Annotated in this window: 19 protein-coding genes; 14 read left to right on the top strand and 5 right to left on the bottom strand. The window is 62.6% G+C overall.

Annotation, left to right across the window (positions count from 1 at the left end):
• The first annotated feature begins 4 nt into the window (after window positions 1–4).
• The 12 genes from ACO59D_RS10295 (at window position 5) to ACO59D_RS10240 (ending at window position 7,534) form a co-directional block, all read left to right on the top strand.
• Entirely contained in the window at window positions 5–394 is a 390-nt protein-coding gene (locus tag ACO59D_RS10295) for a hypothetical protein (RefSeq protein WP_485126902.1), read from the top strand.
• A 17-nt stretch (window positions 395–411) separates the two neighbouring features.
• On the top strand, window positions 412–729 hold the full coding sequence (locus ACO59D_RS10290; RefSeq protein WP_485126901.1) for a putative minor capsid protein: 318 nt from the start codon (window positions 412–414) through the stop codon (window positions 727–729).
• Window positions 730–1,005: 276 nt separating this feature from the next.
• On the top strand, window positions 1,006–1,410 hold the full coding sequence (locus tag ACO59D_RS10285; protein ID WP_485126900.1) for a hypothetical protein: 405 nt from the start codon (window positions 1,006–1,008) through the stop codon (window positions 1,408–1,410).
• 168 nt (window positions 1,411–1,578) lie between these two features.
• Window positions 1,579–2,289, top strand: a complete 711-nt coding sequence (locus tag ACO59D_RS10280) for a distal tail protein Dit (protein WP_485126899.1) — start codon at window positions 1,579–1,581, stop codon at window positions 2,287–2,289.
• Window positions 2,289–3,470 (top strand): phage tail spike protein, encoded by a 1,182-nt coding sequence (locus ACO59D_RS10275; protein ID WP_485126898.1) that lies wholly within the window; start codon window positions 2,289–2,291, stop codon window positions 3,468–3,470. Before ACO59D_RS10280 ends, ACO59D_RS10275 begins: the two co-directional genes overlap by 1 nt.
• The gene (locus ACO59D_RS10270) at window positions 3,470–4,396 is read left to right on the top strand and encodes a hypothetical protein (protein WP_485126897.1); all 927 of its coding nucleotides are present in this window, start codon (window positions 3,470–3,472) and stop codon (window positions 4,394–4,396) included. The genes ACO59D_RS10275 and ACO59D_RS10270 overlap by 1 nt, the downstream gene beginning before the upstream one ends.
• A gap of 63 nt (window positions 4,397–4,459) precedes the next feature.
• Window positions 4,460–5,857: a leucine-rich repeat domain-containing protein gene (locus ACO59D_RS10265; RefSeq protein WP_485126896.1), complete on the top strand. Its 1,398-nt coding sequence runs from the start codon at window positions 4,460–4,462 to the stop codon at window positions 5,855–5,857.
• 81 nt (window positions 5,858–5,938) lie between these two features.
• The gene (locus ACO59D_RS10260) at window positions 5,939–6,163 is read left to right on the top strand and encodes a hypothetical protein (RefSeq protein ID WP_485126895.1); all 225 of its coding nucleotides are present in this window, start codon (window positions 5,939–5,941) and stop codon (window positions 6,161–6,163) included.
• Window positions 6,160–6,399 (top strand): hypothetical protein, encoded by a 240-nt coding sequence (locus tag ACO59D_RS10255; protein ID WP_485126894.1) that lies wholly within the window; start codon window positions 6,160–6,162, stop codon window positions 6,397–6,399. Before ACO59D_RS10260 ends, ACO59D_RS10255 begins: the two co-directional genes overlap by 4 nt.
• Window positions 6,400–6,446: 47 nt before the next feature.
• On the top strand, window positions 6,447–7,046 hold the full coding sequence (locus ACO59D_RS10250; protein WP_485126893.1) for a peptidoglycan recognition protein family protein: 600 nt from the start codon (window positions 6,447–6,449) through the stop codon (window positions 7,044–7,046).
• Between the two features lie 93 nt (window positions 7,047–7,139).
• A complete protein-coding gene (locus tag ACO59D_RS10245) occupies window positions 7,140–7,370 on the top strand; it encodes a hypothetical protein (RefSeq protein ID WP_485126892.1) in 231 nt (76 codons plus the stop codon).
• 14 nt (window positions 7,371–7,384) lie between these two features.
• Window positions 7,385–7,534 (top strand): hypothetical protein, encoded by a 150-nt coding sequence (locus tag ACO59D_RS10240; protein ID WP_485126891.1) that lies wholly within the window; start codon window positions 7,385–7,387, stop codon window positions 7,532–7,534.
• A 452-nt stretch (window positions 7,535–7,986) separates the two neighbouring features.
• Here the strand turns inward: ACO59D_RS10240 and guaA are convergent, their stop codons facing one another.
• On the bottom strand, window positions 7,987–9,579 hold the full coding sequence (gene guaA / locus ACO59D_RS10235; protein ID WP_485126890.1) for a glutamine-hydrolyzing GMP synthase: 1,593 nt from the start codon (window positions 9,577–9,579) through the stop codon (window positions 7,987–7,989).
• 245 nt (window positions 9,580–9,824) lie between these two features.
• On the opposite strand from guaA, the gene ACO59D_RS10230 reads away from it, so the two are divergent.
• A complete protein-coding gene (locus ACO59D_RS10230; RefSeq protein WP_485126889.1) occupies window positions 9,825–11,456 on the top strand; it encodes an LCP family protein in 1,632 nt (543 codons plus the stop codon).
• Between the two features lie 443 nt (window positions 11,457–11,899).
• Window positions 11,900–13,216 (top strand): helix-turn-helix domain-containing protein, encoded by a 1,317-nt coding sequence (locus tag ACO59D_RS10225; RefSeq protein ID WP_485126888.1) that lies wholly within the window; start codon window positions 11,900–11,902, stop codon window positions 13,214–13,216.
• 330 nt (window positions 13,217–13,546) lie between these two features.
• On the opposite strand, the gene ACO59D_RS10220 is transcribed toward ACO59D_RS10225, so the two are convergent.
• The 4 genes from ACO59D_RS10220 to groL form a co-directional block, all read right to left on the bottom strand.
• Complete coding sequence (locus ACO59D_RS10220; RefSeq protein WP_485126887.1) at window positions 13,547–15,367, bottom strand: ATP-binding cassette domain-containing protein; 1,821 nt, start codon at window positions 15,365–15,367, stop codon at window positions 13,547–13,549.
• Between the two features lie 192 nt (window positions 15,368–15,559).
• On the bottom strand, window positions 15,560–16,633 hold the full coding sequence (gene ychF / locus ACO59D_RS10215) for a redox-regulated ATPase YchF (protein ID WP_485126886.1): 1,074 nt from the start codon (window positions 16,631–16,633) through the stop codon (window positions 15,560–15,562).
• A 43-nt stretch (window positions 16,634–16,676) separates the two neighbouring features.
• Window positions 16,677–17,957: a 4Fe-4S dicluster domain-containing protein gene (locus tag ACO59D_RS10210; RefSeq protein ID WP_485126885.1), complete on the bottom strand. Its 1,281-nt coding sequence runs from the start codon at window positions 17,955–17,957 to the stop codon at window positions 16,677–16,679.
• Between the two features lie 485 nt (window positions 17,958–18,442).
• On the bottom strand, window positions 18,443–19,887 hold a 1,445-nt coding region (gene groL / locus ACO59D_RS10205; protein WP_485126884.1), incomplete at its 5' end, for a chaperonin GroEL.

Genomic DNA, 19,887 nt, shown 5'->3' with positions numbered 1-19,887 from the left:
CGCCATGGCTGCGGCTGATGACGAGCTGGCGACCGTGACGGTGAACGGCCCCTCCTACCCGTTCTATAGGGACCGATACGGCGGGACGCTGAGCGCGGAGGCCTACGCGGAGGCCCTGCCTGCGGCCCTGCGCTGCGTGCGCGAGCTCTGCGGCGGGCTGTCGTCAGCCTGGATAATCGAGGTCGAGGACATCCTGCGCTGGGGCTGCGCCGTCTGCGCCTCCGCCGACGCCTTCGCGGAGTTCGGCGAGGGGCGGGTCGGAGGCTACGCGATCGGCGACTTCAAGGTGACCAACTACATGGAGAAGGGCACGACCGGGCTGGAGGTGGCACGGGCTGCGGCCTTGTCAGAGCTTGCGGGCACGGGCATGGCATTCTCGGGGGCGGGACGGTGATGGGCATGGCCAGGTACATGAGGCCGATACCAACCCGTCTCCTTCCCGACAGCATGCTGGTCTACGTGACCGACGGGGCCGGGGGCTACGAGCCGCCTCGGCTGGTACGCCACGTGCGGCTGGAGCTGGTCGATGCGGTGATCGACGACCCGGCGCACGCGAGCGCGGCCTCGGCCAGGCTCTTCGTTGATGCCGTGAACTCCAAGGGAGCCTTCGAGATCCCGGCGGGGTCCAAGGTGCTGGTGAACGACCTGCCCCGCATGTGGGTGAGGTCTTGCAAGCGCTGCTGCGTGGTGCGGGGGCAGGTCCACCACTGGGAGCTGGAGCTGGGGTGAGCGCGCCGCAGGCGACCTCGCATGTGCATGCGGTCGTCGCGGCGCGGGAGCGGATTCCCGCGAAGGCGGGGGCATGGGGGCCTGCGGCCCCCATCATTGCCTGCCCTTCGGGCGACTGGCAGACAAGGTGGGCCCCGGGAGCACCGGGGGACGCGCGGGAGGGGTGGCGGCCGTTGCCCCTTCCTTGCCTTCCTCTATCCCGTGAGGGCCGCAACCACGTGACGGATGTGCCCCCGCCGGGAGACTTTCAACGGCTTACTTGAAAGGTGGTGACTCATGAGCGACGAGGCTTCGGGCGAGGCGATTGTGGTCGTCTCGGCGCTGAGGGCGCTGGGCTACTCCAACACCTACGGGATTTCGGTTGCACCCTGGCTGTGCGAGGAGCCGGTCGTGGTATCGCCTGGGGAGTTCGAGCGGGAGTCTCTTCAGGTGGATGGGTATGTGCGTGGGGTTCGCACGCTTACTGTGCACGTCTGCATGGACTCCCCGCAGGATGCCGAGGTTACGGCCCGTTCGGTCGCCAAGGACCTCGCTGGCATCGACTGGCTTGCGGCGACGCATGCTCCGCTTCGGGTGCTGGCTGGTGACGTGGGGCAGCCCGTCTATTCGGGGCGTGACTCCTCTGGGCGTTGGATATGGGATGTTCCCCTTTCCTTGACGGTGGTGGTTGAGAATGGCTGACAAGAAGGCTGAGAAAGCCGATGCAAAGCGGCTCTCGTATTCCCAGTGGGTACGACAGCGAGCCGCTAAGGATGCTGTGCAGGCATCCAGCAGTTCTGCTGAGACCGACCGGCTGGGACGCGAGCAGCAGCGCAGAGCGACGGCCTACGCACGGGCACGGGGGCAGCTGTGAGCTCGTTCTCCTACAACGGGCATGACTTCTCGGCGTACCTGACCGTCGAGTTGATCGAGCCGGTGGGGCACGTGGTTGAGGTAACGACCGCCGAGGTTCCTGGAAGGCCGGGCAGCGTGTTGCTCTCTGGCGAGGTGGAGCCTCTTACACTGCGGCTTCGCGTCTTCATGGACAACCATGCCTTCACGACGGCCGAGCTTGCCGATGTTCACAGGCTCTTGCGGGGTTGGCTGCTGGCGACCGATGGCGGCGTGCTGGTGGTGCCTGGGGAGCCCCTGCTTGAATGGCACGATGCCTTGTGCACGGGGGTGTCGGACTGGTCGGACCTGTTCGCGAGCGGGTCTGCCGTGGTGACGTTCACCTGCTTTGACCCCATCGCTTACGGGAACGGGGTCAGCTCCACAGAGGATGCCTTCGAGGTCGGCGGGACGTGGGCGACCTGGCCGGTCATCACGATCACGGCTGATGCTGGATCCTCCGTATCCGTGGCCGAGGGCCGATTGGGCGTGACCGTGGAGGGCACCTTCTCGGCGGGCGATCTTATCGTTATCGACTGCCTGGCACAGACCGTGACCCTGAACGGGGCGGACGCTACCGACAAGGTGATACTCGGGTCGGACTTCTTCTCGCTGGTTCCTGGTACTCATTCGCTCATGTTCTCTGGCTGCTCTTCGCACACGGTCTCCTGGGTTGAGAGGTGGGCGTGATGGCGGTTCCGGCTCTCTATCTCTTCGACCGGTGGGACGAGCGGCTGGGGGTGCTGCCTACCTTGGGCTCCATGACTCATACCGAGGAGCTGGGCGGCGAGGACACCTTGGAGTTCGACTGCCTTGTGGTGCCCGAGAAGGGCGACCGGCTGGTGTGGCGCGACCCCGACACCGCGGTTTGGCGGGAGCACGAGGTGGTGCGTACCGACGAGGAGACCGCCGGGGTGGCGCACGTCTATGCCGAGTCTTCCCTCTGCGAGCTGCTGCGCGACTTCGTGGAGGAGGAGCAGCTGGTGGCCAAGACCGCCTCGCAGGCCATGGGCGCCGTGCTCTCGCATACGCGATGGTCGCTGGGTTGCGTGACCTGCGACGACGCGACCAAGCGCGGGGCGCTGCTGTACCACTCGAACGCCTTGGCGGCGCTGCGGCGGGTCGAATCCGTCTGGGGCGGGGAGCTTGAGTGCTCCTACGAGGTCGAGGGCGGGCGGATCTCCAAAAGAATTGTTTCGCTGTTGGACAGGCGTGGCTCGTGGAAAGGCGCTCGCTTCTCTTACGGACATAACCTTGTCGGTTGCACCCGGACGGTGCTGGAGGACGAGGTGTTCACAGCCCTGTACGGCTGGGGAAAGGGCCTGCCCATCGAGGATGACGAGGGGAACGCGACCGGGGGCTATACGCGGCGTCTGAGCTTTGCCGATGTGAACGGCGGGGTCAAGTGGGTCGGGGACGAGGACGCGCGGGCGCTCTGGGGGCGGTGGGACGTCTCTAGGGGCGAGCGGGTGCACAGCTTCGGGCAGGTGGTCTTCTCCGACTGTGAGGACGCCACCGAGCTGCTGGCCCTCACCAAGGCAGCACTGGCCGAGGCTTGCGTGCCCAAGGTGTCATACGAGTGCGACGTGGCCGTGATCGACGGCGGGGTGCCGGTCGGGCTTGGGGACGACGTGGCCGTCATCGACACCTCGCGAGCCCCCGAGTGGCGGCTGACGGCCCGGTGCGTCAAGCGGGTGCGGACCTTCGGGGCGGGCAGGCCCCAGTGCCACGTAACCCTGGGAAGCGTGGAGAAGGCGACCTGGACGGCATCGGCTGAGATCGTTCAGCGGGTGGCCACGGTGGAGGAGACGGCCTCGGCGGCGAGCGACACGGTGGCTTCCTTTGAGGACCTGAGCGGGAAGGCGTATTGATGGCAGACACAGCGGAAATCTTGGATACCGACGGGCTGGCGGAGGTTACCTGGGACGCGGCGGACTCGCAGATCGCGGCATCTCTCACGGCATCGCCCCAGGACGCAAAGGGGCGTGGGATGGCATTGACCATCACGCGGGACGGGTCCGCCTTGGACCTGTCGGGAGACGACTACCACCTCTACCTCGTGTGGCGGCACCGGCAGGCGCACACGCGGGGCTGCGAGGCGTTCGAGGCGGTGGACGCGGCCGCCGGAAAGTTCCGGGTGTTCTGGCCTGCGGCCATGGCGGCAGACGAGGGGTCGGCGGAGTGCGAGGCCCTGCTGTCGTGGGGCGAGCGGTCGATAGCCTCGCCTGCCTTCGACGTGGAGGTGGGGACCTCGCTCGTCGGAACCTTGTCTATCAGGGACGGGTTCACGCTGTTCGTGGAGGCGATCAAGGCCTACGAGTCCGCCACCGACGACGCGCTGGCCGTGGCCGCCGAACTCAAGGCGGCAAAGGACGCGGGCGAGTTCGACGGCAAGGACGGGGCAACGGGCCCCCAGGGAGAGAAGGGCGAGACCGGGGAACAGGGGCCTGCCGGGGCCGACGGGAAAGACGGCGCGGATGGCGTCTCCTGCACGCACTCGTGGGACGGGACCGTGCTCACGGTCACTTCGGCGTCTGGGACTTCCTCGGCCGACCTGGTTGGTCCGCAGGGGCCCAAGGGAGACGCCGGGGCCACCGGCGCGACCGGGGCCAAGGGCGATGCGTTCACGTTCGAGGACTTCACGGCCGAGCAGCTCGCCTCGCTCAAAGGCGAGAAGGGCGACAAGGGCGATACCGGCAAGACGGGAGCGACTGGGGCCACGCCTGACCTCTCGGCCTACGCGACCAAGGAATGGGTGACGACGCAGTTCCCTGACTTGAGCGGGGTGTCTTACTGACATGCGAGTAGATTTCTCCACGCGCTCGCTTCGCTCGCTTGGTCGAAATGACGGAGGGTTGCAATGGGTGTTGGATTGATTAGCGAGTCGGTGTTCGGGGACATCGCGAACGCGATACGCGAGCAGAACGGGACGGCGACCACCTACAAGCCTTCGGAGATGGCGGCGGCTGTCACGGCGCTGGATGGCACCAACGAAGGAAACGCCACTACGGCGGCCCTGGGGACCTCGACCGGGGTCATCGGCGAAGCGATGTTTACCGAAATCGCGAACGCCATTCGCGGGCAGAACGGGCTGACTACGAAGTACAAGCCCTCAGAGATGGCGCAGACGATACGGGACCTTGTGTGGGACACCGGGTTGAAGCCGAGGGCCCTTCTCCTCTCGGACGGGACGCTCGAGTTCAATTACCTGGACGGGCGGCAGGTGAAGAGCGGGTCGGCCACGGTCAAGGAGGCCTGGGAGGTCTCGACCGACGGCTACGCAGGCGCCTCGGACCGGCCCTGGCACTCGGTCAGGGGCGACGTCACGCGGGTGTGGATCGACGAGAGCTTCGCCACGGTCGTGAAGGAGCTGGGCCTCACCAACTTCGACTACTTCTTCAACAGCATGTCAGCGATGACCGAGGTGGTGGGCTTCCAGTACCTCTCGGGGATGACCACCGCCAAGCAGTGCTTCGTGTCCTGCACCTACCTGGAGTCGGTCTACGCGACCTCCTTCGACGCCTCGGCGCTCGCCTCCGGCTTCCAGATGTTCTACGGCTGCCAGAGGCTCGTGGGCGGCACGGACGGGACCGTGGCGGGGAACTCCTCCGCCTACTCGATCTGCAAGCTGGGCGAGGGCGGGGTGCTGACGGACCCCGGGAACGACCCGCGCCAGTGGTTCTGGGGGACGGTCTACACCGACGGGTACCTGGAGATCTCGGCCTCCGAGGACGTGGAGTGGTCGCGCAGGGTCGCCGGTCGCGGCCGGGCCTGCGCCCAGGCCAAATACCAGCTGGCCTCGGGGCTTCCCTGGTCGGACTCCAAGAGCCGGTTCACCAAGGTGAGGGTCCTCTCCGACATGGCCGCGGCGGGCTTCACGGAGCTCAACCTGAACTACTGGTTCTACGCCTACACGGGGATCACGTCCTTCGAGGGGCTGGGGAACCTGGCGCCGGTGTCGCAGATACGGCACGCGTTCTCCTCGTGCACGTCCGTGACGGAGCTGAATCTGACGGGGCTTGACCCGTCGTCTCTCACGGACCTCTTCTATGCCTTCGCGGGGTGCTCGGGGCTCACGACGATCTACGTGGATGCGGATTGGACCTTGCCGTCGGGATGCACGGGGAACCAGTGCTTCTACAACTGCAAGAGCCTCGTGGGCGGTAACGGGACGGCATGGTCGAGCGGCAAGACCGGGGTAGCGTACTGCGTGATCGACAAGGACGGGCAGGCGGGCTATCTTACCGCGAAGTCGTAGGGTTGCGACAGCCCGGCTAGTTTGTGACCCCCTGAGACGATGTGCCCCGCAAAGGGACGTCGTCGAGGGGGGTCTTTCCGTATGGAGTCGATTCTGGTGGCTTTGATTGGTGGGGCCGTCACGCTCGCGGGCGTGGTGGCGTCGAACTCCCGCAGCCGCGCGGTGATGGAGCAGAAGATCGACGAGCTCACGCGGCGCGTGGACAAACACAACTGTCTGATCGAGCGCACCTACCTGCTGGAGCGGGACACCGCGATCCTCCGCAACGACGTCGATGACCTCGAGAGAAAGGCGGGCGTGAAATGACGGACTTCTTGACTGGCAACGAGTGGTGGTGGCGTCTGGCACGCACGGTCGTCCAGGGAGTGCTGGGCGTCCTGGTGGCGAACCTGGACCTGCTGGTGGGCACCTTGGCGCTGGCCCCGGAGTGGCGTGCCTTGGTCGTTGCCCTTGTGATGGCGGTGCTGTCGCCCGTGATGGCCGAGATTGGCAAGCATGTAGCCTCGACTGGCGAGATCGAGGAGGGCGGTTCTGATGAGTGACGAACTTGAGCGCACGGACGGCTTGGACGCAGACGGGAGGGGGCCCGATGACGAGGAGTAGCCTCTGCACCTACACGCACATCACGAGGAACCACGGCTCCGGGCGTGCTGGCTGCAAGGTGTGCAAGATCACGCCGCACTACATGGCCGCGCGGTGGTCGGGGAAGCAGTGCGCGGACTACTTCGCTAGCACGAACCGCCAGGCCTCCTCGAACTACTGCATCGGCATCGACGGGGACGTGGCCATGTCAGTTGACGAGGCCGACCGCGCGTGGACTAGCTCGTCTGCTTGGAACGACAACCGGGCCATCACCATCGAGTGCGAGAACCTGGACAACAGCACGGGCGAGATGAGCCAGAAGACCTGGGATTCTCTCGTAGCGCTGTGCGTGGACATCTGCAAGCGGTACGGGTTCAGGCTCAACTACACGGGCGACCGCAACGGGAGCCTGACCGAGCACCGCATGTTCGCCTCAACCGCCTGCCCGGGCGCGTGGCTGCACTCCCGCATGGGCAAGCTGGCTTCCGAGGTCAACGCGCGGCTGGACGGCACCGAGGGAGGCAGCCAAGGCGCTGGAAAACTACGGAGCGTAACAATTCCCACGACAATGCTACGGAGAGTAGCAAGACTGGGCCCTTCCTCGTGAAGGTCAAATGCGACGCGCTCAACATCCGCAAGGGACCGGGGACGGCCTACGCCGTCGTCGGCTGCATCCGCGACCGTGGGACCTACACGATCGTTGAGACCTCGGACAACTGGGGGGCGTCTCAAGTCGGGCGCCGGATGGATCTGCCTGGACTACACCTCGCGAAAGGGTTCGGCCAAGGCTTCCGCTACCAAGACGGTGGACATCGACGCGCTTGCCCGCGCGGTCATCCGGGGCGACTACGGAAACGGGGCCGAGCGCAAGCGCCGCCTCGGCTCCAACTACGCGGCGGTGCAGAGGCGCGTGAACGAGATGCTGAAGTAAGTATGGAGCCTGTCATGATCCAGAATCTTCCTGAGGACGCTGGCATCGTGGCGCGGCTGGCCGACGAGCTCTCATGGGCCCTGGCGGACGCGCTCGCAGTGCTGCTGTGCGCCCTCCTGTGTCCGCTTATCCTTCTGCTTTGGTTTTCTCGTCGATACGGATGACGGCAGCGGGGCGCGCAGCGCCCCGCTGCCTGCCCTTCGCAGGTGCGTGGGCGGTGCACGGGTTTTCAATGCCGCGCGTCCTGTGCGCGGTGTTGGAAACCCCTCGGCCCTGCCCCAGGTGCGTGAACCCAGACCTCGCGGGAGTTTTTAATGGCGCGGCGCGGCGGAGGCTCCTGCCTCCAAGCCGCAGCCGCGCCGCGCTGTTGGAAACTTTACGGTGGCCTTGATTGTTCAATGCAAGAGCGCCACAGCCTCTTTGGGCCATGGCGCTCATTTCTCACCTCGTGAGATTTTCCAACGACTTCCTCTGACCTGCCCTGCTACAAATGGTCCCAATTCAGTCGCTTACAAACGTTGTCTCTTGTTGTGTTCGCCCTCTCAAAACAACCACTCTTACCTGCTGAAACGCGATTTTTTGAGACCTTGTGTTGCAAGCCGTTTCGCCCCGCTGGTTATTCCCACTCAATAGTCGCCGGTGGCTTAGGCGTAACGTCGTACACCACACGGTTCACGCCGTCGACCTCGTCCACAATGCGGCTCGAGATGCGGCCAATCACGTCGTAGGGCAGCTTCGCCCAGTCCGCAGTCATGGCATCGCTGGACTCAACTGCGCGCACAATCACTGGCCTGGCATACGTGCGCTCGTCTCCCATCACGCCAACGCTCCTAATATCCGGCAGCACGGCAAAATACTGCCAGCAGGCGTGCTCAGAGTTGCAGTTGCCAGTCTCCTCAAAGAGTCGCTGGTTGTACGCATCCAGCTCCTCTCGCACGATTGCGTCGGCATCCTTGAGAATGGCGAGCTTTTCGGGCGTCACCTCGCCAATGATGCGGATGGCAAGGCCGGGGCCAGGGAATGGCTGGCGCCATACCATCTTTGCGGGCAGGCCGAGCGCGATGCCCAGCTCACGGACCTCATCCTTAAAGAAGTGATCAAGCGGCTCGATAAGGTCAAAGTGCACACCATCGGGGAACGGTATCAGGTTGTGATGGCTCTTAATCGTGGCTGCCTTGCCGCCGGTCTTACGCGCACCAGACTCAATGATGTCCGGGTAGATGGTGCCCTGCGCGAGCATCTCCACATCACCAATCTTCTGGGCCTCATCAAAGAAGACCTTCCAGAACTCGGTGCCAATGAGACGGCGCTTCCTCTCGGGGTCGGTCACGCCAGCAAGCATCTTGGCGTAGCGCTCCTCGGCATGCACGTGCACAAGCGGCATGTGGAACTGCTCGCGGAAAACCTCCTCGACCATCTCGGGCTCGCCCTTGCGCAACATCCCATGATTGACAAAAACGCAGGTAAGCTGATTACCAATAGCACGGTACACAAGCGCGGCCACCACGGACGAGTCCACACCACCAGAGAGGGCGAGAATGACCTTGCGCGAACCCACCTGCTCGCGAATCTCCTCGACCTTCTGGTCGATGATGCCCTCCATAGTCCAGTTCTTCTCGAGGTAACACGCGCCAAAGAGGAAGTTCTCGAGCATGCGCGTACCGTGCTCGGTGTGGCGTACCTCAGGGTGGAACTGCGTGGCAAAGAGACGGCGGCGCGGGCACTCCATGACGGCAACGGGACAGGTGTCAGTGCGCCCGGTAACCATGAAATCCTCGGGAGCACGACTTACGGAATCGCGGTGGCTCATCCACACCGTTTGCCTGCCCTCAGGTGTGCCGTCGAGAAGGGCCGAGGAGCCGAGGCGCACCAGCGCTGCCGGACCGTACTCGCCCTTGTCGGTGTGAGCAACCTCGCCTCCGAGCTTGACGGCCATGATCTGCTCGCCGTAGCAGAAGCCCAGAATGGGAATGCCCAGCTCAAAGACACGCGCGTCCATGTCAGGCGCATCCTCGGCGTAAACCGAGGCAGGGCCGCCAGAGAGGATGATGGCGGAGGGCTTCATTGCCGCAAGTTCGTCCGCAGAGATGTCGCAGGGCACAATCTCCGAGTAGACGTGCAGGTCACGAACCCTGCGAGCAATGAGCTGCCCATACTGGGCACCAAAGTCGAAGACCGCCACAAACTGCTTGGGCCTTGCCTCGGACATGCGCGTCTCCCATCTCCGGCTGCAGCCGGACAAGATTCATATTCGTTCTAGAGGATACTACCGTTTACCACCCCAAAAGTCCCCCAAGGAATGAGGACGCTGCATGTCCTTCGACGTTATTCCTCGCCCTTCATGGAGCGTTCACGCACGTCACGTATGATGTCCCAGTTGTAGTGATGTCCCAAACGGCACTAGTATCATGCCAGAAACGCACGATGTCCGCCAAGACACGGTTAGGGGGGCCCTTGGCCGAGAGAAGAAGGCACCACCGGAGCATGTCATCCGAGGAGCAGGACCGTCTCTCCTCAGAGCGCTACGGCACGGACAGCGACCACAGCTCCTCCCACTCCAACGCGCGCCAGCTCCACAGCACGCCGCTAGTGCAGGGCCGTCATGCCGAAGCAAGCTCCCGCTCCCGTGCCAGCCACAACTCGAACGGCACCCACGCGAGCCACATGCGCGGAGGCGGTTCGGACGAGATGGACCACGCCGCGTCCCGCGCGGATGGCGTTGGCTACTATGTCTCCAAGCGCAAGCAGGCAAAGAAGGGCCACCGAGTGCTCAAGGCAGTCGCCATCTCCTTGATTGCCGTCTTAGCCGTGGCGGGCACGGCGCTTGCCTGGTACATCAGCAACATCAACAGCAAGCTATCCGCAGGCATCGACTCGAGCCTCATCAGCCAGCTTGTCGCGCCGACAAAGACCGACGACCCCTTCTATATGCTGCTCCTTGGCGTTGACCAGGATGACGAGCGTACAGAGGAGTGGGGCTCTGACCAGTCTAACTACCGCACCGACTCGATCATCCTTGCACGCGTTGACCCTCCCAACAAGAAGATCACGCTCATCTCGATACCCCGCGACACCATGGTCGACATGGGCGAACACGGGACGCAAAAGATCAACGCCGCATACTCGTTTGGCGGTGCGTCCTACATGGTCCAGGTGGTCTCCGAGTTTGCGGGCGTGAACATCTCCCACTATGCAGAGCTTAACTTCGAGGAGTTCACTTCTGTCGTGGACACCCTTGGCGGCATAGAGGTCACCCTTCCCGTCGCTGCCTCTGACATGGAATATGCGGGCATAGACCTGCCTGCCGGCACCCAGACCCTTAATGGCGAGGAGGCCCTTGGCCTCTGCCGCAGCCGTCATGCTTACGACGCCTACGGTGGTGGCGACTACTACCGCTCCGCCAACCAGCGCATGGTCATCGCGGCCATTATCCGCAAGGTGCTCGAGAGCGACCCGACCCAGTGGCCCAACCTTATCAACGAGCTGGCAAGCAGTGTCACCACGGACCTCTCCGCCACAGACATTCTGTCCCTTGCCAACCAGTTCAAGGACCTCGACACCGACAATGACATCTATTCCGGCTCTGTACCTACGACCTCGCAGTACATCAACAACCTTTGGTACGAGGTCGTCGATGCGGACGCATGGAAGACGATGATGCAGCGCGTCAATGCGGGCGAGGCTCCGTACTCGGACTCCTCGCAGGACTTCACTGCCGGCGTTGCGGGCTCCGTGGGTTCGGGGGCGGATAGCCCTGACTCGTCATCATCCACCACGAGCTCTGAGCCCGTATACACTGGCAGTGTGCTGGTACTCAACGGCACGGCCACCCGGGGCATCGCCTCGAACGCTTCGGATGTCCTGGCCAACGCTGGATTCTCCTCGATTGCGGGCAATGCCGACTCGAGCACCCACACGACCACGACGATTGTGTACAGCAGCTCGAAGAGTTCTACCGCATACGAAGAGGCCCTTGGTGTGGCCAATACGCTGGGACTTTCTGTCACGCCAATGGAGAACCCCGGTACGTACTCTGACAACTACGACGTAGTGGTTGTGCTGGGAACTGACTACAAGGGGAAGTAGGTGCGGTGCCGCGGGCCGCACAACGAGGTTCGCGACACCATCTTTCTCGCAGTTCACCCCTTTCCGTAATCGCATTGAATGGCGCAATCTTGTGCGCCAGAACTCGTTGCTGAGGAAGAAACGGTGCCCCGAACAGAGCTCTGGGGGCACCGTAAGGCTCGCGTAGGGGTTAACTCTGCTCTCTACCAGACGTTATACTGACATTTGAACAGGGTTATCTTCATCTCTCTTCCCCCCCCTTTAGGTTGCAAAAGAAAGGTGAGTTGAATTTCAAATAGCAACAACCGTTGCGTTCTGTCCTGCAGCCAAACTGAGGCAGGACATGGCAACGGCCGGCGGGGACGATGCCCCCGCCGGCCCTCTCTCCCGGTATCATCTGCGCTGTGCCACCGGATCCTGCGGGAAAGGAGCCGGCAATGCGAGAGAGATGCGGAAGAAAGCACATGGGCAAGGATAGCAGGATAGCCATCGAGGAGGGCATCGCGAGAGGGGCTTCCGCGAGGAGGATCGCGAGGGAGGCGGGCGTGAGCCCGTCGACCGTGACGAGGGAGGTCGGGGCGAACAGGACCGTGGCCGAGAGGGGAGGCCGCCGGGGGGCGAACCTCTCGGTGCGCTGCGTGCACAGGAAGGAGTGCACGAGGTCCGGGACCGCATGCCCCGCCTGCACGGGGCTGCTCGTGCTGTGCAGGGACTGCAGGACGAGGAGCTGCATAGACCGCTGCCCGGGATGCGAGCGGAAGATGTGCCCGAAGACGGAGGCGTGGCCCTATGTGTGCCCTCCGTCGTGCTCCAAAAGGGCATGCTGCGGCTTCCCGACATGCAGGTACCGCGCGGAGGAGGCGCAGGCGGCCTACGAGGAGCGGCTCCGCTCCAGCAGGAGCGGCATCGACGCCGACGGGGAGGGGCTCGAGCGCATAAAGGCGATCGTCGTGCCCCTCGTGCGCCAGGGGCAGAGCTTCGAGGCGATATGCATCGCCCACGGAGAAGAGCTGGGCATATGCCCGAGGACCCTCTACAGCTGGCAGGAGCGGGGCATCCTCGGGACGGCGGACATCGAGCTTCCGAGCAAGGTCAGGATGAGGCCGAGGAGGCGCGCCAGGCCGAAGGGGAGGCCCCGCATTGACCGGTCCGGGAGGGAATATGCGGACTTCCTGTCGCTCCCTCTTGCCGACAAGGCCCGCGCCGTGCAGTGCGACTCCGTCGAGGGCATGCGGCAGGACGCGCACGACATACTGAGCATGCATCTCGTGGCGAGGCATTTCCAGCTCTATCTCAGGAAGAGGCATGCGGACCCCGCGGCCACGGTCGCGGCCGTCGGCCGCGTGGAGGTCGCGATGGGCTCGCGCGCGGCATTCGAGGCCGCGTTCGGCATCCTGCTCCTCGACAGGGGCGTCGAGTTCGACGGCTTCGAGGGGCTCGAGCGCAGCGTGCTGGAGCCCGGGAGGAGGCGCTGCCGCGTCTTCTGGTGCGATCCCCGGGAGTCGAACCAGGAGTCGGAGTGCGAGCGCAACCACGAGCAGCTGAGGCGGATCCTGCCGAAGCGGCACGTGGACATGGACGCGCTCACGGACGGGGACGTGGCGCTCGCCTGCAGCCACGTCAACTCCTATCCCCTGGCGGGTATGCGGGACATCTGCCCCTTCGGCGAGCTCGGGGAGCTTGTTCCCGCAGCCGCGCTGGCAAGGCTGGGGGTCGTGCGGCTGCCGCCGGACGAGGTCGTCCTGAGGCCGTCGCTCGTCAGGCATGCATACGTGAGGTAGGCCCGGGAGGGCGGCCGTAGGGAAGGACCGTATCGGGCGTGGATCCGCAGGCATCTTCCGGCAGGCACGACAAGGCCCGCATCAGGGCCCCCGGGGCGTTGCGGCAAGTCCTGCAACTCCAGGGCGGGGCCTGGCGCAAGCATGGGCCTTCGCGCTCCCGATGCCCATGCGGAGCATCCCCCCGGACGCCTGGAAGGCGATTGCAGAGGCAATCGCAACGCATCCGAGGCCATTTCTGCAGGACTGGCTGCACCTGTTGCATCTCGGATTGCAGTGTTGCATTCAGAAATTCAACTGACCGTTGCAAAAGAAACCATTACATCGCTCCCCCTACGCGAAGCTGCCAAAGAACTTGTGGTACAAGTCCCTGCACGTCTCTTTGCCATCTACCTCTACACTTGTAAGGTTCTCGTTTTCAAGGAAGAGGAACCTATCACAGATGCGGTCCATCTCCTCCGGTTGATGAGACGAAATGACGATACCGGAGCCTGTCTCTGCCATACCCCTGACGCAACTCTCGGCAAGCTCTGACTTGTTTGGGTCAAGCGCATTGAGCGGTTCATCTAGCAGCACGAATGGCGTACCAGATGCAGCAGCCATGCACAAAGAAAGCTGGCGGACCATTCCCTGCGACAAGGCCCTCACGGGCTTATCGAGAAAATCGGATGCGCCAACAGACTCCGCGATTCTCTCTGTGCCAACTTTATGGTTATAGAGCGCTTGAACTGCCTCAATATGAAACCTTGCGCTCATATGGGGATACATCAGCCTCTTGTCACTAGGTGCATAGAACATCTGGGATGCGTATGCCTGCTCATCTTTTGGGGAGACCCCCTCAATACTCACGACACCTGCTTTGAGGCGACGTTCTCGCCCAGCAAGAATTTCTAGCAGGGTTGTCTTCCCCGCTCCGTTGGGGGCAATGAGCTCTACCACCTCCGCTTTCCCCATTCGGAATGAGACATCCGACAGTAGGACTTCATCTCCGTAGGAGACTGTCGCTTCCTGAAGAGAAATCCCATTTCCCAAAGAGGGCCGAGTCTGCCTCGCAGCCACGCTCTGCCTAACCAGGGCAAGCAAGGCTGAAAACGCGATTACCCCAGCACCCCACACAACAAGAACCCTACATCCAACCCATGGATCCAGAGAAATCGAAGGCGTAAGGTCCACGTATGGGAACAAGCCCACGCTTCCGGCAACTACCCATGGACAGAAATATGAGAGCGGCATATACGCCAAGGGAAAGCCCAGGAGTGAGTCAGACAGGTAGTAAGAGGGAGCGCTCGGGACAAGTGCGAGCACGAGGGCACAGCAAAATCCAGCAATTGAACTTCTCGCAACACATGACACACAGATGCACACAGATGAGAGAAACAGCCAGGAGAGGAACACGAGCACCGCCGTCCACAAGGCGACCTGACCTGCAGTCGTCTGTATGATCTCCCCCCCTCTTAGAAACACAATGGGATATGTTGGGCTTCCAAGTCCGTTCTTCAAAGTTGATATTGCGAGGAACGGTAGACAGGAGAGCGCGAAGGTCACGAGACAAACAATGACTCCGACAATGCACCTTGAGAGCACGGCAATGCTTCTCGAGACCGTGCTGCTACCAAGAAGCTTTCGCCAGTCGGTGACCATAGACACCGACAGGCCAATTAACAGAGGCAGGATGACCAATACGAACTGGGGCAGCGTGCTCGGGGCCACGGATGCCAAGAGAAGAGCCGGCAATTGAGTCGAGGAGTCGTATTCGGGGGTCTCCCCTGCCTCGCTCATGGCTTCGGCGTATCTGACATTCACCTCGGCTTCTAGTGCGCTTGACCCCACGAGCGTCCCGGATGACACTTCTTCCTCGTTCGCGCGATACAACTCTGCAAGCGTGGCGTAGAAGCCAGAGCTTGTATCGGCGCTGAGGGCGTCCTCCATATAAGCAAGCTGCTGGTTAATATCGTCGATCAACCTGTTGGGAGCTCCATCAAACGCGCCGCTCGCCAGATTTGTTGACAGGCTTTCGTGGTTCATCCTCAGTACCTGCCGCAGGAGCCCAGGTCCATACAAGGGATATGGAACTAAGGCGCTGAGCGACAGGAGCAGTGCAAATGATGCTGTCGCTGCCCAGAGGACAGGCTCTCGAAGCAGCACCTTCAGCACAAGCCTGCAATACGTCATAGCAGCCTCCGATGCCACTGGTTAATGCATTAAAAATACCTGAATCCAGCGCTTGCAACGCCCCCCTGCTCTGGACGACTCGGCAAACGGTAGAGCAGTGCATACACACAAACAAGGGACCCCCGAGACGAATGTCCCGGGGTCCCTCGTGAAGGCAGTCGCGCCACCGCAGCGCTACACGTTGAAGCGGAAGACCATCACGTCCCCGTCCTGAACTACGTAGTCCTTGCCCTCCATGCGCAGACGGCCAGCGTCGCGTGCACCGGACTCACCACCCAGCGTGACGTAGTCCCTGTAGCTGATCGTTTCGGCCTTGATGAAGCCCTTCTCGAAGTCAGAGTGGATGACGCCTGCCGCCTCGGGAGCCTTGGCACCGATGCGCACCGTCCAGGCACGAACCTCCTTGGGCCCGGCAGTGAAGAAGCTCTGGAGGCCCAGCAGGTGGTAAGCCGCACGCGCAAGCACCTCGAGACCGGAATGCTCAAGCCCCATGGACTCGAGGTACTCAGCCGCCTCTTCCGGGTCAAGGTCAGCCAGCTCGGCCTCGACCTCGGCACAGATGGGAATAGCGTCTTGGTCGTTGATCTGGGGTTTCTCACCCAGCTGGTCCTCGTCGCAGTTTGCAACGTAGAGGACGGGCTTCATGGTGAGCAGGAAGAGGTCGTGGGCGGCAGCGCGTTCGTCGTCGCTCATGTCCATCTCCGCCGCGCGATGCCCCTCGTTGAGCCACGCCCGCAGGCGCTTGGCCACCTCGAGACGCGGGGCCACTTCCTTGTCGCGCTTGGCCTCCTTCTCCAGCTTGGGAATTGAGCGGTCAAGTGAACCCAAGTCCGCGAGGACAAGCTCGGTCTGGATGGTGTCAGCGTCTGCCACGGGGTCGACAAATGCACCAGTCCTACCCGTCTCGCGCATGACGTTGGGATCTTTGAAGAAGCGCACGACCTCGCAAATGGCATCGCAGTTGCGGATGTTCGCCAGGAACTGGTTGCCCAGGCCCTCGCCTTCGTTTGCACCCTTCACGAGGCCCGCGATGTCAACGAACTCGACGGAGGCCGGTACGATACGTGCAGGGTTCACGATCTTGGCAAGCTCCTGCAAGCGCTCGTCGGGAACGTCGACCACGCCCACATTGGGATCGATGGTGGCAAAGGGATAGTTTGCCGCCAGCCCGCCCTTGCGGGTAAGTGCAGTGAACAGGGTCGATTTGCCCACGTTGGGAAGTCCCACGATGCCAATGGAAAGTGACACGATGCTTCTCCTTCTTGACCTGCGGCTTTTTGCCTATGGCCTCTTACTTCCTCTCGCTGTCATCAAACTTCTCGAGGGTGTCGGCTGCCTTGGCGAGCTGCTTTTTGCCCTGCTCCATAAGGCGCTGGGCCTCCTGCTTGGCCTTTGTCTTCTGACGGGCAAGCTCCTCAGCGTTCTTGTCGGGAATCATCAGGTCGCGGGCATCCTGGGCCCGCATGGAGAGTGCACCCTCGGGGCAGGCCCTCACGCACGCGACGCAGTTCACGCAGTACGCAGCCATGGTGTGGACGTGGCCGCTGTCATCGAGATCGATGGCATGGGTGACGCAAGCCTTGGCGCAATCACCGCAGGACGTGCAGAGGTCGGGGTCAACCACGGGCACGTCCAGCATGATGCCTGCCGCCAGTTTCGGATCGTGCTGAAGGCCGCCCATCATGAGCTTGCGGTTCTGGGTGAGAATGCGCTGGCGGTTCTGGTTGGTCTTGGCGCCAACGGCGTTCTCGAGCTGACGCTGCAGCTCGTTCAGGCGGGTAGCATGGTCGGTAATCTTCTTGGCCACCGCTTGGGCGCCAGCAAGGGCCGGGTTAGAACGCGTCACGAGGCCCTCTGTGGCGTGGATGGCCGAGCTCACAAACTGGCTGCGACGATACTCGCGCGTGAACTCGTGCGTGAGGTTGTCCTTGTCGACCTCGAGGCCCACGGCCGACTTTGCCCACTCCTCCGCCGTGCCGATGGCCTCGGTGTAAAACGCCTCCCCCGTCGTGGTTCGGCAGCGGTCACAGATGCCCAGCGGCAGGTAGACGGACACGTTGGTGTAGTCCACGAGAATGGAGAACCACAGGTCACGAGAAATCATGCCTACACATGGGAGGAGTATCTCGTTGGGCCTGGGCAGGCGCTTGAGGGCACGCGTACACGTGACATAGCACTGCTCGTATGCCGAGGCCGCATGGGCAATGTTGTCATAGAGCTGCTTTGCCATGTGACGGCGCGTATTGAAGACCTCGGTGGGGCAGGCCGCCTGGCAAAGACCGCACTTGCGGCAGTTGTCCGCGATGGTCACGGACTTGTTGTGGATGTCAATCGAGTTCGTGGGGCATACGTCCAGGCAGGTGGAGCAGACGTCATCGCGATCTGCAGCACAACGCAGGCAACGGCTTGAGTTGCACCAGGGCTTTTCCTTGTAGTCCGCCGGATCGAAGACTTTGCGCTGGCCAGGGTCCTGGGCAAGCGAGTCCGCAATGCCCGCAAACGGGTTCTGAACTGCCTGCCAGCTATCTTGGATATCGATGAGATCATCGAGGATGTCGCGCTTCTGGGCCATTGACTCTCCTGTCGGCTTGTTACGTTTGCGCTGGTGCGCTAGTGAGCACACAGCATTTTAAGTATACAGCGGAGAAGGCGTGCGCCACGCGGAAGGAAGCCTGTCCCTTCGCCGGAAACCTCTAGATAGCCTTTTGCAACTATTCAGAGTCTCATATTGACGGTTGGTGGCAGTTTTTTGCGATTACCTCTTGTATCACAACCATAGTAACAATTCTCTAGCTGCGGCTTTGCAAAGTTAGCCAATGTATCTACTTCTGAGTTGCCTGAAAAACTGCCACCAACCGAAAAAGTAGACCAAGGGCACCTCGATGACCGTCATCAGCCCTCCAAAACCACGCCGCGCCGAGCCGTCATTGGGCCCTCACAGCCTTTCTGCGGAGCCGAGAATAAGCGGAGCCCCAGGTGCACATGGCACCTGGGGCCCGAAAGTTCACTCGGTCAAATTGTATGACCAAGGAGCGGTACGCGAGGCTACCCTAGCCCTTAGTACATGCCGCCGCCCTGGCCGCCAGCAGCGGCAGCCTTAGAGATGGCCTCCTCGATGGTGGTGTCCTTGGGCTCATCGGAGACTGTGGCCTCAGTGATGAGGATGAGCGACGCCACGGAGGCGGCGTTCTGAAGCGTGGTGCGGGTAACCTTGACAGGGTCGAGAACGCCCATCTCGATCATGTCGCCATAGTTGCCGGTTGCAGAGTCGAGACCCTGACCCTTGGACAGGCCCTTGATCTTCTCGACCACAACGGAACCCTCGAAGCCAGCGTTGCTCGCGATGGTCCTCACGGGAGCCTCGAGGGCCTTGCGGATGATGTCGACACCGATCTTCTCATCGGCATCAGAGGTCTTGACGGAGTCGAGTGCGGGGGCCGCGGCCAGGAACGCCACGCCACCGCCAGCGACGATGCCCTCCTCGACAGCCGCGCGGGTGGCCTGCAGGGCGTCCTCGATGCGGTGCTTGATCTCCTTGAGCTCGACCTCGGTAGCGGCACCAACCTTGATGACTGCGACGCCACCGGAGAGCTTGGCCAGACGCTCCTGGAGCTTCTCCTTGTCGAAGTCGGAGGTGGTGTTCTCAATCTCGTTCTTAATCTGGGCAACGCGCTCCTCGATGGCGTCCTTGGAGCCGGCGCCACCGACGATGGTGGTGTTGTCCTTGGTGATCTTGACGGACTTGGCACGACCGAGCATCTCGGCAGTAACGTCGGCGAGCTGGACGCCAAGCTCCTTCATGGCAACCTGGCCACCGGTGAGGATGGCGATGTCTTCGAGCATGCGCTTGCGACGGTCGCCGTAGCCGGGGGCCTTCACGGCAGCGACGTTCAGCGTGCCACGGAGCTTGTTGAGAATCAGCGTGGCCAAGGCCTCACCGTCCACGTCCTCGGCGATGATGAGCAGCGGTGCGCCCTGCTTGGAGACAGCCTCGAGGATGGGCAGGACATCCTGGATGTTGGAGATCTTCTGATCGGTCATCAGGATGTAGGGGTTGTCCAGCTCCGCCGTCATGTTGTCGTTGTTGGTGGCAAAGTACGGGGAGATGTAGCCCTTGTCAAACTGCATGCCCTCGACGGTGTCGATGTCGATGCCGAAGGTCTGGGACTCGTCGACGGTAATCACGCCGTCCTTGCCCACGACCTCCATGGCGTCAGAAATCTTCTCGCCGATCTCGGGGTCGCCAGCGGAGATGGTGCCCACGGAAGCGATCTGCTGCTTGGTGGAGATCTCCATCGCGGAGTCCTTCATCTCGGCAACAACCGCGTCAACGGCCTTGTCGACGCCGCGACGGATGGCAATGGGGTTGGCACCGGCGGCAACGTTACGCAGGCCCTCGTTGACGATGACCTGCGCGAGCAGCGTAGCGGTGGTGGTGCCGTCACCGACGGTGTCGTTGGTCTTGGTGGCGACCTCCTTCACCAGCTGGGCACCCATGTTCT

The sequence above is a fragment of the Tractidigestivibacter sp. genome, from assembly GCF_057241865.1.
Note: the sequence above shows the minus strand (reverse complement) of the source record. Positions and strands in the feature narration are given on the sequence as shown.